Here is a 13,474-nt window from a genome sequence, read left to right on the forward strand (position 1 = left end):
TCTAATTACATATTTTCTATTTTTAACAAATGCTTTACTTTTTCAACCATCCCTTTGATTGAATTAGTATTTTCAAGAATAACAGTCTTATTAATTTCGTTTAAACCAAGCCCAACTAATGTCAATCTTTGATCATACTTACGACCTATAGCACTTTTAACTTGAGTAATTTTTATATTATTGATCTTATTATTCATAACTTCACCTTACTTACGCAACATTATTCATTAACTTGAATATCAGAAGATTTTACAGATATTTCATTTACTTTTTTATCTCTTCTCATAGCAATAGATTTTGGTGATGCAAGTTTATTTAATGCATCAAATGTTGCAGAAATCATTGCGTAAACATTCGTTGAACCTATTGATTTAGCAACAATATCATGAACGCCTAAAGAATCAAAAATTGCTCTCATAGACCCTCCGGCTATAACGCCCGTACCTGCTTTAGCTCTTCTTAAAATCACTTTAGCAGCTCCACTTTTACCCACAACATCATGGTGAATAGTCCTATTTTGATATAAAGGCACTTTTATCATTCTCTTTTTAGCGGCTTGTTTTGCCTTTCCTCGAGCTTCGTTTACTTCTTTAGCTTTTCCGTGTCCCGCTCCGACTCTGCCGGCTTTATCACCGACAACTACATAAGCAGAAAAAGCAAATCTTCTACCGCCTTTTACTACTTTTGTAACTCTATTTACATCAACTAAAACTTCACTTAAAGTCTCTTCATTTTTTTTAACTTTAGACATTACTACAACCTTATAACCTAAAATTTTATTTTCTCTCTAGCTGCATCAGCTAGAGCTTTTACAACACCGTGATACTTATATCCGCCCCTATCAAATACTACTTCTTTTATCCCTGCAGAATCAGCTTTTTTTGCTATTTCTTCACCTACTTTGATAGCATTTTCAATATTACAATGAGATTTTTTTAATTTCTCATCTAAAGTTGAAGCAGAAGCAATCGTTATAGACTTAGAATCATCAATAATTTGCGCATATATATGTCTACCTGACTTAAATATCGATAATCTAACTCTATTAGATGTTTTAGATATTTTATGTCTTATTCTACTTCTTCTTTTTTCAAATTTTAGCTTAGCACTACGCATATTTAACTCTTAAATTTAATTTTTCTTACCTTCTTTACGCGGTATAAATTGATTTTCAAATTTAATCCCTTTTCCTTTATAAGACTCAGGTGGTCTCTGTTTTATAATAATTGAAGCAAATTGTCCTAACTTTTCTTTATCTGTTCCCTCAAGAATAATAATATTTTGCTTAGGCACCTCTATTTTAATATCTGAAGGTATTTCAATTTTTGTATTATGGCTTTTAGCAAGCATTAAATTTAAATATTTACCTTTTATCATTGCCCTGTAACCGACTCCGTTAATTTCGAGTTTAAGCTTAAACCCTTCTTTAACGCCGGTAACCATATTTGATATTATGCTTCTTGCAGTACCCCACATAGCACGTGCATTTTTATTTGCGGCTAAAGGTTTTACTAAAAGCTTATTTTCTGCCAATGAAATTGCTATATTACCTTTAAAAGTTTTTGATAATTCGCCTTTAGGTCCGGATATTTTTACTTCTAAATCATTTAAACCAACTTTTACACCTTCAGGTATAGTAATCGGCAATTTTCCAACACGTGACATTTTTTTACCTTAAAATACTTTACAAATTACTTCGCCGCCGACATTTTTAATATGAGCTTCTCTATCAGACATAACACCGTAAGGAGTAGAAAGAATATATATACCCATATTATTATAATATCCTTTCAAATCTTTAATAGCAGAATATACTCTTTTTCCGGGCTTTGATACTCTATGAATTTCGCATATAGAAGCATCACCGTTAACAGAGTATTTTAAAGCTACTTCAGTATAACTAATATTATTTTTTTGAGTAGTTACATAATCTTTTATATAACCTTCTTTTTGCAAAACATCTAAAATTGAAGTTTTAATTTTAGAACTAGGAAAAGAAACATTTATTAATTTACTTTTATAAGCATTTCTAATTCTAGTTAACATATCTGCTACATTATCCGTCATTGACATATTATTTACCTATCGACTTTTACCAACTTGACTTAACTACACCAGGAACTAAGCCTCTACCTATTAATTCCCTAAGCTTATTCCTCGATATACCGAATTTTCTTGTAACACCTCTTGGTCTACCTGTAAGCTCACATCTATTTCTTATTCTAGTAGATGATGAATTTCTAGGTAATTGTGCAAGCGACATTACCAAAGAAAAACGCTCTTCTAATGAAATATTTTTATCATAAATTTTACTTTTTAACGCTAAACGTTTATTATGTAAACTTTGTGATTTTTTTTTCCTACTTTCGTTCTTTTTTATAGAACTTACTTTTGCCATTATATATATCCTAAAAAATTAATTATAAAAAGGTAAATTAAACCCTGATAACAAAAACTTACTTTCTTTATCTGTTTTAGCAGATGTAACGATTGTAATATCCATACCCCTTATTGTATCGATTTTATCGTAATTAATTTCAGGAAAAACTATCTGCTCTTTTAATCCAAAAGTAAAATTTCCTTTACCATCAAAACTTTTATAAGAAAAACCACAAAATTCTTTAACACGAGGTAACGCAACAATTACTAGCCTTTCTAAAAAATCATACATTCTATCTTTACGTAATGTAACCTTGCAGCCTATTTTCATATTTTCGCGTAACTTAAAGGTTGCAATAGATTTTCTTGCTAACGTTACAACCGGCTTCTGACCGGAAATCAAAGTAAGATCATTTACTGCATTATTAATTACTTTGGAATCGGCTATTGCTTCCCCTACTCCCATATTTATAACAATTTTCTTAATTTGCGGTATTTCGTGTTTATTTTTATAAGAAAATTCTTTTTGTAAGTATTCAATAATTTTTTGCTGATATAATTCTTTAAATCTTAACATTATTTACCTTCCTTACCGATAATTTCCCCTGATTTCTTTGCTACTCTAACCTTAGAACCGTCTTCTAAGAATTTAAAAGCTACTTTGGTAGGGTTACCAGTTTTTGGATCGATGTGTGCAATATTTGAGATATGTATAGGTAATTCTTTAGTTATTATCCCGCCTTCACTCATTTGATTAGGTTTAGTATGCTTTTTTACTAAATTTACTCCAGAAACAATTACTTTACTGTTCTCAGGAAAAACTTTTAATACTTTACCTTTTTTTCCTTTGTGCTTTCCGGTAATAACAACAACTTCATCACCTTTTTTTACTTTTAATTTAATCATTTATAACACTTCCTCTGCAAGCGACATTATTCTAACATATTTTTTCGCTCTAAGTTCTCTTGTAACAGGACCGAAAACTCTAGTACCGATAGGTTCATCTTGTTTATTCAAAAGCACTAATGCGTTTTTATCAAATTTTATTGTACTACCATCAGGTCTTACTACTCCGGTTTTTGTACGAACAATCACGCCTTTATAAACATCACCCTTTTTAACCTTACCGCCGGGTATAGCTTCTTTAACAGATACAACTATAACATCACCCAGCTTTGCCACCATATGGTAGGAGCCACCTAAAACTTTAATACACATAACTTTTTTAGCACCGGAATTATCTGCAACTTCCAAGATGCTCTGCATTTGAATCATAAACTATTTCCAATTTTTTATAGCACGAGAGATAAAATAAACAATCTACCTTATAAAGTCAAAGATTAAAAAACTTTATTCCCCATTTACCACTATCCATGTTTTGGTTTTTGAGATAGGACGACTTTCAATTATACTAACTTTATCTCCTTCTTGATATTTATTTTCTGAATCATGAGCAGCATATTTTTTAGATACTTTCACGAATTTTTTATAAATAGGATGCTTAAACTTTCTTTCTACTTTTACTGTAACCGTCTTATCAGCTTTTGAACTTATAACCACACCTTGTAACACTCTTTTCGGCATTTTAATATTCCTCACTATTAGATCTTTTTGTTAATTCAGTTTTAATACGTGCTATAGACTTTTTGACTAACGAAAACCTACCAGTATTTTTTAACTCACCTAAAGCTTGTTGAAATCTTAAATTAAACAATTCTTTCCTTAAAAGATTAAGGTTTTTATAAAGCTCTTCTATTGTTTCAGTAGATAACTTACTTCTTAATAATTTCAAATCATTCATAACGTCTCACTATCCTTGTTCTAACAGGTAATTTTGCACTTGCAAGCTCCAAAGCTCTAAGTGCAACATTTTCTTCTACCCCTTCAATTTCAAATATAATTCTTCCAGGCGAAACTCTAACTGCAAAAAATTCAGGAGAACCTTTACCTTTACCCATTCTTACTTCGGCAGGCTTTTTAGAAACGGGAACATCCGGAAAAATGCGAATCCATAATCTTCCTTGCCTTTTCATACATCTAGTAGCAGCTTTTCTTCCTGCTTCTATTTGTCTTGCAGTAACACGCCAACCGTCTATAGATTTTAGACCAAATGATCCAAAAGCAAGCGTCGTACCTGCTTTTGCTTTTGAAGCAACTCTACCCTTATGAGCTTTTCTAAATTTTTGTTTTTTCGGAGCTAACATTTTAATACTTAAAATTAATTATATCTTTTATTTTCTGTATATTCACCTTTATAAATCCACACTTTAACCCCTATAACTCCATAAGTAGTTATAGCCTCAGCTGTTGAATAATCAATATCAGCTCTTAAAGTATGTAACGGCATTCTTCCTTCTATATACCACTCGGTTCTAGCAATTTCAGCACCTCCAAGTCGTCCTGAACAATTAACTCTTATACCTTGTCCACCTTGTTTAAATGAAGCCTGAATTGCTGTTTTCATGGCTTTTCTAAAAGAAACTCTTTTTTCAATCTGTAGTGCTATAGTTTGAGCTACTATAGCAGCATCTATATTAAACTTTCTAACTTCGTGAATATTTATATAAACTTCTTTTAAAGAAGTCATTTTCTCGATAGCTTTTTTTAGCTTATCAATTTCACTACCGTTTCTACCAATAATGATATTTGGTTTTTTGGCATTAATATTAATTATAATACTTTTATTAGAAGGACGTTCGATTAAAACTCTGCTAATTTGAGCTTGATTAAAACCCTTATTTATTAAATCCCTAATTTTTAAATCTTGTATAAAAAGAGTTTTATAATGTTTTTCTGCATATAATACGGAATCCCAACCTTTAATTAAAGTCGGTCCAACTCTAAAACCATGTGCACAAACTTTCTGCCCCATTTAATTATCCTCTTTTTCTGTAACAGTTATATAAAGATTACTAAAAAACTTATTTATTCTAGTTGCTCTTCCTTTTGCTCTTGGCATAACTCTTTTCATTACTAAAGCCTTACCTACAGTCGCTTTAGTAATAACCAATCTATCTATATCTAGACCTAAATTATTTTCAGCATTTGCAACAGCAGATTGTAAACAATCTTTTACAACTTTTGCAATTCTTTTAGGAGAAAAAGTTAATTGTACCAATGCTTCAGATACTTTCATATTTCTAATAAAGGCTGCAACTAAATTTAGCTTCCTTGGACTTACTCTAATAGATTTAGCTTTTGCCGTAGCAAAATTTTTATTTTCCTGTACCATAAATCTTTACTTTCTTTTGACTTTTTTATCTGCTCCATGACCGTGAAATGTTCTAGTAGGAGCAAATTCACCTAATTTTCTTCCAACCATTTCTTCATTTACAGAAACCGGAATAAATTTATTTCCATTATGAACAGAAAAGGTAAACCCTACAAAAATAGGCAAAATCGTTGATCTTCTAGACCAAGTTTTAATCATTTCAGATTTACCTGATTCCATTAATTTTTGAACTTTCTTTATTAAATAACCGTCTACAAAAGGCCCTTTCCATATTGAACGTGCCATACTAATACCTAATTAATTTAAAATCTATTTTCTTTTCTTTATGATAAATTTTGAAGTACGTTTATTTTTACGTGTCTTCTTACCCTTTGTTGGGAATCCCCAAGGAGTAACAGGATGGCGTCCTCCTGAAGTTTTACCTTCACCACCGCCATGAGGGTGATCTACAGGATTCATTGCTACACCTCTAACATGCGGTCTCCAACCGAGCCATCTATTTCTACCTGCTTTGCCTAAATTAATATTTTTTTGATCCGGGTTAGATATACTACCTATAGTAGCTTTACAATCTAAAGGTACTAACCTAAATTCACCTGATCTTAATTTAATCTGAGCATATCCTGAATCTTTACCTACTAGATCTACTGAAGTACCTGCAGATCTTGCAATTTGGCCACCCTTACCGACTTTCATTTCAACATTATGTAAAGTAGTACCGATAGGAATAAATTTTAAAGGTAAACAATTTCCTATTTTTATATCAGCATCTTGACTTGATATTACTTTATCACCTACAGATAATTTTTGCGGTGCTAGAATATAAGAATATTCCCCGTCTTCATATTTTATTAAAGCAATAAAAGCAGTTCTATTAGGGTCATACTCTATTCTTTCGACAATAGCAGAAATATCTATTTTATTTCTTTTAAAATCAATAACACGATATAATTTTTTATGTCCTCCACCTCTGTGCCAAGAAGTAATTCTACCTTGATTATTTCGTCCACCGGTTTTAGATATACCTTTGGTCAAAGATTTTAAAGGTCTGCCTTTCCATAAACTAGTTTTATTAACTTGAACTAACTCTCTAAGAGAAGGAGTAATTGGATTAAAGTTTTTTAAAGCCATTTATTTAATTCCTCCGGCAAAATCGATATTATGGTCTTTTTCTAATGTAACAATAGCTTTCTTTCTATTGATTTGAGTCCCTATAATTCCTTTAAATCTTTTCTTCTTACCTTTAACGTTTAAAATATTCACTTTTTTTACTTTTACTTTAAATATTTCTTCCACAGCCTTTTTAACGGTAAGTTTTTCAGCAAATTTATCTACATAAAAAGCGTATTTATTTTGTTCCGAAAGGGTTGTAGTTTTTTCTGTAATAATAGGTTTTCTAATTAAATCGTAGTATTTATAAGAACTCATCTTAACCTCTCTTCTAAAACGCTCACTGCTTCTTGTGATAATAAGACATATTCATGTCGTATTATATCATAAACATTTGCTCCTATTTGCGGAACAATCACAGTATTATAAATATTTTTTGCAGCTAAAGAAAAATTAATATCTACTTCATTTCCGTCTATTACAAAGAAACTTTTTCCTTGAAACTTGTTTAATATATTTACAAGAGCAGAAGTTTTAGGCTTATCTAGCTTTAAAGAATCTATTACTAATAATTTTCCTTCAGCGAATTTCTCGGATAAAGCATGAATTAAACCAAGTTTTCGTACTTTTTTAGGTAATTTTGTTGCATGACTACGTACTCTAGGTCCGTGAGCTACACCACCACCACGCATCTGTACCGATCTAAGGGAGCCTTGTCTTGCATTACCTGTACCTTTTTGCTTAAAAGGTTTTTTTGTGGTTCCTGATACTTCTGATACTGTTTTAGTTTTGTGGTTACCAGACATTGCTTTAGCTCTCTGCCAATCAATAACCTGCTTTATTATATCATCTCTGATAAATTCAACAGCAAATATATCTTCATTTAAGCTAATCTCACCAACTTCTTCATTAGCAAGACTTAATATTTTAGTTTTCATCTTTATTTAACCTTATATAGTCTTATATAAAACTTTTATATAAATAATATTGCATGGCATTTTGTTAATTTAATAATCTTTAACCTCAACAAACAATGTCTAAATATCTATTATACAGTTATTGAAACCTTTTTTATTGCATCTTTTACTGAAAGATACGAATTTTTGTGACCGGGTATACTACCCTGAATCATAATAAGCTTACGCTCTTTATCAACGGCAAATATTTTCAAATTTTGAATAGTAACTTGGTTACATCCCATATGACCGGCCATTTTTTTGCCTTTAAAAACCTTTCCTGGATCTTGTCTTTGTCCTGTAGAACCGTGCGAACGATGGGATATAGAAACACCGTGAGAAGCTTCAAGACCTCTAAAATTATGTCTTTTCATACTACCGGCAAACCCTTTACCTATAGTAATTGCCGTTATATCCACAAATTGTCCTGCCGTAAAATGATCTACTTCTAGACTTGCTGCTATATCAATAAAATTCTCTTCAGAAATTCTAAATTCTTTTAATTTAGTTTTAGGAGATATTTTAGCATTAGCAAAAACTTGTTTCATAGGTTTGGTTACTCTAGATATTTTTTTATCTTTTACACCTATAACCAAAGCATTATATCCATGTTTTTCTAGAGTTTTATGCCCTACTACTTGACAATCATCAACTTTTACTAATGTTAAAGAAATTCTTTCTCCTTTATCATTAAAAACACTAGTCATCCCAATTTTTTGAGCAATTATACCGGTTCTCATTTATTCCCCACTCTCTAATTCAATCACTACATCAACACCTGCTGCTAAATCAACTTTACTTAAAGCATCAACAACCGCCGGATTCGGATCATCTATAACTAATAATCTTTTATGCTTTCTAATTTCAAATTGCTCTCTTGACTTCTTATGTACATGAGGAGACCTATTTACGGTAAATCTTTCAATTTTTCTAGGTAAAGGAATAGGACCATTAATGTTAGCAAATGTTCTTTTAACAGCACTAACTATCTCTTTTGTAGCTCGATCAAGACTACGATGATCAAATGATTTTAAACGAATTTTGATTTTATTTTTCATTCAGTAAACCTAATATTTAAACAGCAAGATGTTTTTAGACATCTTCCCAAACTTCACTTTTAGAGGTAATTTGTACGTCGATTCGGTATTCGAATCCTCACGTACTTTTATGTACACTGCGGTTCTGGTTCCGTGTCTTTCAAATTCCTCTCTATAAGCCGGTTCAGAAAGATGTCTATTACATCTTAAAATATAGATACCTATTATTAAAAAATAATAGGTATCTATAAAATCAATTAATTATTTATTTTAGTTACTACGCCGGCCCCCACTGTTCTACCACCTTCACGTATAGAGAATTTTAACCCTTCCTGCATAGCAATCGGTTTAATTAATTCCACTGTAAAAGTAGCATTATCTCCAGGCATAACCATCTGCTTATCAGCAGGCAATTTTATTGTACCAGTAACGTCTGTTGTTCTAAAATAGAACTGCGGACGATAGTCATTAGTAAATGGGGTATGACGCCCACCTTCTTCTTTACTAAGCACATATACTTCAGCTTCAAACTTATCATGCGGTTTTATGCTACCAGGTTTTGCGAGAACTTGTCCTCTTTCAACTTCTTCTCTTTTTGTACCGCGTAGTAATATACCGACATTATCTCCGGCTTGTCCTTCATCAAGTAATTTTCTGAACATTTCTACACCGGTACAGGTAGTTTTTTGCGTATCTTTTAGACCGACTATTTCAATTTCCTCACCTACCTTAATTATTCCTGACTCTACTCTACCGGTTACAACAGTACCTCTTCCTGAAATAGAGAACACATCTTCTATCGGCATTAAGAAAGGTTTATCCGTAGCTCTTACAGGCTGCGGTATATAGCTATCTACTGCATCCATTAACTCATTAATAGCTTTTTCACCTTCAGGCTTTCCTTCTAAAGCTTGAAGTGCAGAACCTTTAATAATAGGTATTTCATCACCTGGGAAACCATATTTTGATAATAATTCCCTTACTTCCATCTCTACTAGTTCTAATAGATCAGGATCATCCACCATATCTACTTTATTTAAGAATACTACCATAGCAGGTACACCTACCTGTTTTGCTAGTAATATATGCTCTCTAGTTTGCGGCATAGGACCATCAGCAGCAGAAACTACTAATATTGCACCGTCCATCTGAGCGGCACCGGTTATCATGTTCTTTACATAGTCAGCGTGTCCCGGACAATCTACGTGTGCATAGTGTCTATTTTTAGTCTCATATTCTACGTGTGCAGTAGAAATAGTTATACCTCTTTCTTTTTCTTCAGGAGCAGCATCAATTTGATCATACGCTGTAGCTTTTGCTCCACCTGTCTTAGCAAGTACTATAGTTATTGCTGCCGTTAAGGAAGTTTTACCGTGATCTACGTGACCGATCGTACCTATATTAACGTGCGGTTTAGTTCGTTCAAATTTTGCTTTTGCCATATTATTACTCTCTACAATTTTTTAGGTTTAATACAAGTTAATTTTTTATAAGTGCATTTTTTTGCTAAATTTATTTGTTACCACTATCTCTGGAGCGGGTGATGGGAATCGAACCCACACAGCCAGCTTGGAAGGCTGGGACTCTACCATTGAGCTACACCCGCATTGTGGCACTGTTAATAAAATAATTTCAAAGCTATTTTGTTAACAATGCTATATCAATTTTATTCAGATTTATAAATATATACACAATGAAATCTTTTAAAATAAAATGATATGCTTCCCTGAACCATTTAAGTGGTGGAGGGAGAAGGATTTGAACCTTCGAACGCTTACGCGGGCAGATTTACAGTCTGCTGCCATTGACCACTCGGCCACCCCTCCTAAAGAACTTTACTGTATTAATATAGACTAATTCACTGTAAAATACAATATATAATTAGTATTAGGACTTAATAAAACTTCTTGCCGAATCATCAAATAAACAAATAGCAGCTTGCACATTTATTTAGTTGTGACTTTCTATAATAAATAGTAGTTTCTGTCAAGAACAAATTACTGACGGTTTTCAATAAGATGCAAAATAAAAAACTTGATTCTAAAAATTGTTATTATATGTATGGGAAACATCCTGTATTTTCTGCTCTAAATAATCCAAAACGTCAAATTGAAAATATTTTATGCACTAGGGAAATTTTTGATACAAACAAAAAATTAATAGGTACTAGATCTTATGAAATTGTTAATAACGATATTTTATCTAAATTACTGGAAAACCAAACACATCAAGGAATAACTGCAAAAGTTAGACCAATTTTTTCTTACAATCTAGAGGACATAGATATAAAAAACCCAAAATGTAAAATTGCGATTCTTGATCAAATAACAGATACACAAAATATTGGAGCAATTATTCGTAGTGCCGCTGCTTTTGATATAAATGCTATAATATTACCTCAAGATAATTCTCCGAATGAAAGCGGCGGCATTGCTAAAGCGGCTTGCGGTACTTTAGAATTAATACCTATAATTAAAGTTACTAACTTACGCTCATGTATGAATTATCTTAAAAAACACGGCTTTTGGATTATAGGCCTAACAGGTTCTGCAAATGACTACTTTACCGATAAATTAATTTCCGACAAAATAGCATTAGTATTTGGCTCAGAAGATAAAGGCATGCGAAGATTAGTCGAAGAAACATGTGATTATTTAGCCAAAATCCCTATTTCTAAGAGAGTAGAAAGTCTTAATGTATCAAATGCCGCTTCTATAATTTTTCATTCATTACATAAATAATATTTTTAATAAATCAAATATTGTTTTTTATTTACTTCGATATAAATATTTAGTCTACTAAAATTAAAGTCATAAACTTTTATTATATCAATTAATTTGAGAGAAAAGTCATGAAAAGGGGACCAAATGAACAAATTATCGAGAGTTTTGAAAAGCAATTAGACATATTTATAAATGAACTTACAGAAGAAGAGATAACAACGGCTATATTAAACAATTTTTTTGATAAAGTGACAAATAACCTCAAGAATGAAAGATTAATTAATAATACTATATTTGATATATATCAAAGTAAAGCAGTAATTACTAAACCTATATATTCCGATTATATAGAATCTTCCGAACCTAAATATAACGAACATTGGCAAAAATTTTATAGTTTTAATCGTAATCTTATGATAGAAAGCACATTAGTATTTATTGCTAAGAATCTAAAAAAAGCTTTTTTAACAGACAAATTATATTATAGCTTTGCTAATTAGCCGAGCAATTAGACTTGAATGCAGTAAGTGATCATTTTATGAAAAAAATAGATAATTATATAACATTTAACAATTTATGAAAAATTACAGAACCGAAAGCGATTCTTTTGGAGAAATTCAAATAGAAGAAAAATTTTATTGGGGAGCTCAAACTCAAAGATCTTTAGAAAATTTTAAAATAGGCAAGCAAAAAATGCCTGAAATTTTAATTCGTGCTCTTGCTATTTTAAAAAAATGTACAGCACAGGTTAATTATGAGCTTGGTTATTTAGAAGCTAAAATAGCTACAAGTATCGATAAAGCCACGGATAGAATCTTAGAAGGCGAATTTGAGGATAATTTTCCTTTAGTAGTTTGGCAAACAGGTTCAGGTACACAAACAAACATGAATATGAACGAGGTTATTGCCTCTATTGCTAATGAAGAATTAACAAGCAAGAAAGGCGGCAAATCTCCAGTACATCCTAACGATCATGTTAATAAAGGACAATCATCCAATGACTCTTTTCCAACCGCTATGCATATAGCAACCGTACTTGCAACTAAACAGCAACTTATACCGGCTTTGAATAATTTATTTACCTCTTTGCAAGACAAGTCAAAAGATTGGGATAAAATCATAAAAATAGGACGTACCCACTTGCAGGATGCAACTCCTTTAACTCTTAAACAGGAATTCTCCGGATATATTACACAAATAGAGTATGCTTTAGAACGCATAGAAGATGCACTAAAAAAAGTTTATCTACTTGCTCAAGGTGGAACAGCAGTCGGCACAGGTATTAACTCAAAAATAGGCTTTGATATAAAATTTGCCGAGAAAGTGGCAGAGTTTACTAAACAACCCTTTAAGACGGCTCCTAATAAATTTGAAAGTCTAGCTGCCCACGACGCACTAGTAGAATTTTCAGGAACTCTTAATACTATAGCAGTTAGCTTAATGAAAATAGCAAATGATATAAGACTGCTCGGCTCCGGTCCAAGGTGCGGTCTTGGTGAGCTGCATTTACCTGAGAATGAACCTGGTTCTTCGATTATGCCCGGTAAAGTAAACCCTACACAAGTCGAAGCTTTAACAATGGTGTGCAGTCAGGTGATGGGAAATCATGTTACGGTTACTATTGCCGGCTCAAACGGGCATCTTGAACTTAACGTATTTAAACCCGTAATAATATACAATATCCTACAATCTATAGAGCTGTTATCCGATAGCGTAAATAGCTTTGTTACTCACTGTGTTAAAGGATTAGAACCCAATATAGCACGCATTAATGATTTACGTGATAAATCGCTAATGCTTGTTACAGCTCTTAATCCGCATATCGGCTATGATAATGCCGCAAAAATTGCTAAAGAAGCACATAAGCACGGGATCACTTTAAAAGAAGCAGCTAAAAAACTCAATCTTTTATCCAAAGAAGAGTTTGATAAAATAGTAGTACCTGAAAAAATGGTTGGTCAATCCTAGATTTTAGATAAAGATATTAGTTTAAACTATTAATATTACTGTACAAAACCTTATAAATAGGATAATATT

At 31.9% G+C, this 13,474-nt stretch carries 23 protein-coding genes, 2 tRNA genes and 1 pseudogene; 3 read left to right on the forward strand and 23 right to left on the reverse strand.

All coding sequences use genetic code 11. The annotated features are described in order from the left end of the window. Positions 1–5: 5 nt before the first annotated feature. The 23 genes from rpmD to REIP_RS00545 form a co-directional block, all read right to left on the reverse strand. Positions 6–197 (reverse strand): 50S ribosomal protein L30, encoded by a 192-nt coding sequence (gene rpmD / locus REIP_RS00435; protein ID WP_008580929.1) that lies wholly within the window; start codon positions 195–197, stop codon positions 6–8. A 23-nt stretch (positions 198–220) separates the two neighbouring features. Next, complete coding sequence (rpsE, locus tag REIP_RS00440; protein ID WP_045803548.1) at positions 221–751, reverse strand: 30S ribosomal protein S5; 531 nt, start codon at positions 749–751, stop codon at positions 221–223. Positions 752–768: 17 nt separating this feature from the next. Beyond that, positions 769–1,116 carry a 50S ribosomal protein L18 gene (gene rplR / locus REIP_RS00445; protein ID WP_023507980.1) on the reverse strand — a complete coding sequence of 116 codons (348 nt, stop codon included), beginning with the start codon at positions 1,114–1,116 and terminating at the stop codon, positions 769–771. A gap of 15 nt (positions 1,117–1,131) precedes the next feature. Further along, the gene (rplF, locus tag REIP_RS00450; RefSeq protein WP_045803549.1) at positions 1,132–1,665 is read right to left on the reverse strand and encodes a 50S ribosomal protein L6; all 534 of its coding nucleotides are present in this window, start codon (positions 1,663–1,665) and stop codon (positions 1,132–1,134) included. A 9-nt stretch (positions 1,666–1,674) separates the two neighbouring features. Next, the gene (rpsH, locus tag REIP_RS00455; RefSeq protein ID WP_011270641.1) at positions 1,675–2,073 is read right to left on the reverse strand and encodes a 30S ribosomal protein S8; all 399 of its coding nucleotides are present in this window, start codon (positions 2,071–2,073) and stop codon (positions 1,675–1,677) included. Positions 2,074–2,092: 19 nt separating this feature from the next. Then, positions 2,093–2,398 (reverse strand): 30S ribosomal protein S14, encoded by a 306-nt coding sequence (gene rpsN / locus REIP_RS00460; protein WP_008580947.1) that lies wholly within the window; start codon positions 2,396–2,398, stop codon positions 2,093–2,095. Positions 2,399–2,416: 18 nt separating this feature from the next. Beyond that, positions 2,417–2,956, reverse strand: coding sequence for a 50S ribosomal protein L5 (gene rplE / locus REIP_RS00465; RefSeq protein ID WP_045803550.1), 540 nt, complete (start codon positions 2,954–2,956; stop codon positions 2,417–2,419). Beyond that, a complete protein-coding gene (rplX, locus tag REIP_RS00470; protein WP_045803551.1) occupies positions 2,956–3,285 on the reverse strand; it encodes a 50S ribosomal protein L24 in 330 nt (109 codons plus the stop codon). The genes rplE and rplX overlap by 1 nt, the downstream gene beginning before the upstream one ends. After that, positions 3,286–3,654 carry a 50S ribosomal protein L14 gene (gene rplN / locus REIP_RS00475; protein WP_023507976.1) on the reverse strand — a complete coding sequence of 123 codons (369 nt, stop codon included), beginning with the start codon at positions 3,652–3,654 and terminating at the stop codon, positions 3,286–3,288. Positions 3,655–3,729: 75 nt separating this feature from the next. After that, complete coding sequence (gene rpsQ, locus REIP_RS00480) at positions 3,730–3,963, reverse strand: 30S ribosomal protein S17 (RefSeq protein WP_008580954.1); 234 nt, start codon at positions 3,961–3,963, stop codon at positions 3,730–3,732. A gap of 1 nt (position 3,964) precedes the next feature. Next, positions 3,965–4,180, reverse strand: coding sequence for a 50S ribosomal protein L29 (rpmC, locus tag REIP_RS00485; RefSeq protein ID WP_023507974.1), 216 nt, complete (start codon positions 4,178–4,180; stop codon positions 3,965–3,967). Further along, positions 4,173–4,583, reverse strand: coding sequence for a 50S ribosomal protein L16 (gene rplP, locus REIP_RS00490; protein ID WP_023507973.1), 411 nt, complete (start codon positions 4,581–4,583; stop codon positions 4,173–4,175). Before rplP ends, rpmC begins: the two co-directional genes overlap by 8 nt. A 14-nt stretch (positions 4,584–4,597) precedes the next feature. Continuing rightward, a complete protein-coding gene (gene rpsC / locus REIP_RS00495; RefSeq protein ID WP_008580959.1) occupies positions 4,598–5,251 on the reverse strand; it encodes a 30S ribosomal protein S3 in 654 nt (217 codons plus the stop codon). Then, on the reverse strand, positions 5,252–5,611 hold the full coding sequence (rplV, locus tag REIP_RS00500) for a 50S ribosomal protein L22 (RefSeq protein WP_008580961.1): 360 nt from the start codon (positions 5,609–5,611) through the stop codon (positions 5,252–5,254). A gap of 6 nt (positions 5,612–5,617) precedes the next feature. Further along, positions 5,618–5,896, reverse strand: coding sequence for a 30S ribosomal protein S19 (gene rpsS, locus REIP_RS00505; protein ID WP_008580964.1), 279 nt, complete (start codon positions 5,894–5,896; stop codon positions 5,618–5,620). Positions 5,897–5,920: 24 nt separating this feature from the next. Beyond that, entirely contained in the window at positions 5,921–6,742 is an 822-nt protein-coding gene (rplB, locus tag REIP_RS00510) for a 50S ribosomal protein L2 (protein ID WP_008580965.1), read from the reverse strand. Continuing rightward, positions 6,743–7,039, reverse strand: a complete 297-nt coding sequence (gene rplW, locus REIP_RS00515; protein WP_008580967.1) for a 50S ribosomal protein L23 — start codon at positions 7,037–7,039, stop codon at positions 6,743–6,745. Then, positions 7,036–7,659: a 50S ribosomal protein L4 gene (rplD, locus tag REIP_RS00520; RefSeq protein ID WP_045803552.1), complete on the reverse strand. Its 624-nt coding sequence runs from the start codon at positions 7,657–7,659 to the stop codon at positions 7,036–7,038. Before rplD ends, rplW begins: the two co-directional genes overlap by 4 nt. Before the next feature lie 110 nt (positions 7,660–7,769). Then, complete coding sequence (gene rplC / locus REIP_RS00525) at positions 7,770–8,417, reverse strand: 50S ribosomal protein L3 (RefSeq protein WP_045803553.1); 648 nt, start codon at positions 8,415–8,417, stop codon at positions 7,770–7,772. After that, on the reverse strand, positions 8,418–8,735 hold the full coding sequence (gene rpsJ, locus REIP_RS00530) for a 30S ribosomal protein S10 (protein WP_023507967.1): 318 nt from the start codon (positions 8,733–8,735) through the stop codon (positions 8,418–8,420). A gap of 236 nt (positions 8,736–8,971) precedes the next feature. Next, positions 8,972–10,156, reverse strand: a complete 1,185-nt coding sequence (tuf, locus tag REIP_RS00535) for an elongation factor Tu (protein ID WP_045803554.1) — start codon at positions 10,154–10,156, stop codon at positions 8,972–8,974. A 90-nt stretch (positions 10,157–10,246) separates the two neighbouring features. Next, positions 10,247–10,320, reverse strand: a tRNA-Gly gene (locus REIP_RS00540). Between the two features lie 134 nt (positions 10,321–10,454). Further along, positions 10,455–10,540 (reverse strand) — tRNA-Tyr (locus REIP_RS00545). Between the two features lie 192 nt (positions 10,541–10,732). Between REIP_RS00545 and rlmB the strand changes: the two genes are divergently transcribed. The 3 genes and pseudogenes from rlmB to fumC all read left to right on the forward strand — a co-directional run bounded on the left by rlmB (position 10,733) and on the right by fumC (position 13,405). Continuing rightward, positions 10,733–11,455, forward strand: coding sequence for a 23S rRNA (guanosine(2251)-2'-O)-methyltransferase RlmB (gene rlmB / locus REIP_RS00550; RefSeq protein WP_045803555.1), 723 nt, complete (start codon positions 10,733–10,735; stop codon positions 11,453–11,455). A gap of 110 nt (positions 11,456–11,565) precedes the next feature. Continuing rightward, a pseudogene (locus REIP_RS00555) lies at positions 11,566–12,017 on the forward strand (hypothetical protein). Further along, positions 12,014–13,405: a class II fumarate hydratase gene (gene fumC, locus REIP_RS00560; protein ID WP_045803556.1), complete on the forward strand. Its 1,392-nt coding sequence runs from the start codon at positions 12,014–12,016 to the stop codon at positions 13,403–13,405. Before REIP_RS00555 ends, fumC begins: the two are co-directional and overlap by 4 nt. Positions 13,406–13,474: the final 69 nt, after the last annotated feature.

Source organism: Rickettsia endosymbiont of Ixodes pacificus, assembly GCF_000965155.1.
Lineage (GTDB): Bacteria > Pseudomonadota > Alphaproteobacteria > Rickettsiales > Rickettsiaceae > Rickettsia > Rickettsia tamurae.

Coding starts and splice junctions, on each gene's coding strand:
- rpmD (WP_008580929.1), bottom strand. CDS start 197: ATGAATAATAAGATCAATAATATAAAAATTACTCAAGTTAAAAGTGCT.
- rpsE (WP_045803548.1), bottom strand. CDS start 751: ATGTCTAAAGTTAAAAAAAATGAAGAGACTTTAAGTGAAGTTTTAGTT.
- rplR (WP_023507980.1), bottom strand. CDS start 1,116: ATGCGTAGTGCTAAGCTAAAATTTGAAAAAAGAAGAAGTAGAATAAGA.
- rplF (WP_045803549.1), bottom strand. CDS start 1,665: ATGTCACGTGTTGGAAAATTGCCGATTACTATACCTGAAGGTGTAAAA.
- rpsH (WP_011270641.1), bottom strand. CDS start 2,073: ATGTCAATGACGGATAATGTAGCAGATATGTTAACTAGAATTAGAAAT.
- rpsN (WP_008580947.1), bottom strand. CDS start 2,398: ATGGCAAAAGTAAGTTCTATAAAAAAGAACGAAAGTAGGAAAAAAAAA.
- rplE (WP_045803550.1), bottom strand. CDS start 2,956: ATGTTAAGATTTAAAGAATTATATCAGCAAAAAATTATTGAATACTTA.
- rplX (WP_045803551.1), bottom strand. CDS start 3,285: ATGATTAAATTAAAAGTAAAAAAAGGTGATGAAGTTGTTGTTATTACC.
- rplN (WP_023507976.1), bottom strand. CDS start 3,654: ATGATTCAAATGCAGAGCATCTTGGAAGTTGCAGATAATTCCGGTGCT.
- rpsQ (WP_008580954.1), bottom strand. CDS start 3,963: ATGCCGAAAAGAGTGTTACAAGGTGTGGTTATAAGTTCAAAAGCTGAT.
- rpmC (WP_023507974.1), bottom strand. CDS start 4,180: ATGAATGATTTGAAATTATTAAGAAGTAAGTTATCTACTGAAACAATA.
- rplP (WP_023507973.1), bottom strand. CDS start 4,583: ATGTTAGCTCCGAAAAAACAAAAATTTAGAAAAGCTCATAAGGGTAGA.
- rpsC (WP_008580959.1), bottom strand. CDS start 5,251: ATGGGGCAGAAAGTTTGTGCACATGGTTTTAGAGTTGGACCGACTTTA.
- rplV (WP_008580961.1), bottom strand. CDS start 5,611: ATGGTACAGGAAAATAAAAATTTTGCTACGGCAAAAGCTAAATCTATT.
- rpsS (WP_008580964.1), bottom strand. CDS start 5,896: ATGGCACGTTCAATATGGAAAGGGCCTTTTGTAGACGGTTATTTAATA.
- rplB (WP_008580965.1), bottom strand. CDS start 6,742: ATGGCTTTAAAAAACTTTAATCCAATTACTCCTTCTCTTAGAGAGTTA.
- rplW (WP_008580967.1), bottom strand. CDS start 7,039: ATGAGTTCTTATAAATACTACGATTTAATTAGAAAACCTATTATTACA.
- rplD (WP_045803552.1), bottom strand. CDS start 7,659: ATGAAAACTAAAATATTAAGTCTTGCTAATGAAGAAGTTGGTGAGATT.
- rplC (WP_045803553.1), bottom strand. CDS start 8,417: ATGAGAACCGGTATAATTGCTCAAAAAATTGGGATGACTAGTGTTTTT.
- rpsJ (WP_023507967.1), bottom strand. CDS start 8,735: ATGAAAAATAAAATCAAAATTCGTTTAAAATCATTTGATCATCGTAGT.
- tuf (WP_045803554.1), bottom strand. CDS start 10,156: ATGGCAAAAGCAAAATTTGAACGAACTAAACCGCACGTTAATATAGGT.
- rlmB (WP_045803555.1), top strand. CDS start 10,733: ATGCAAAATAAAAAACTTGATTCTAAAAATTGTTATTATATGTATGGG.
- fumC (WP_045803556.1), top strand. CDS start 12,014: ATGAAAAATTACAGAACCGAAAGCGATTCTTTTGGAGAAATTCAAATA.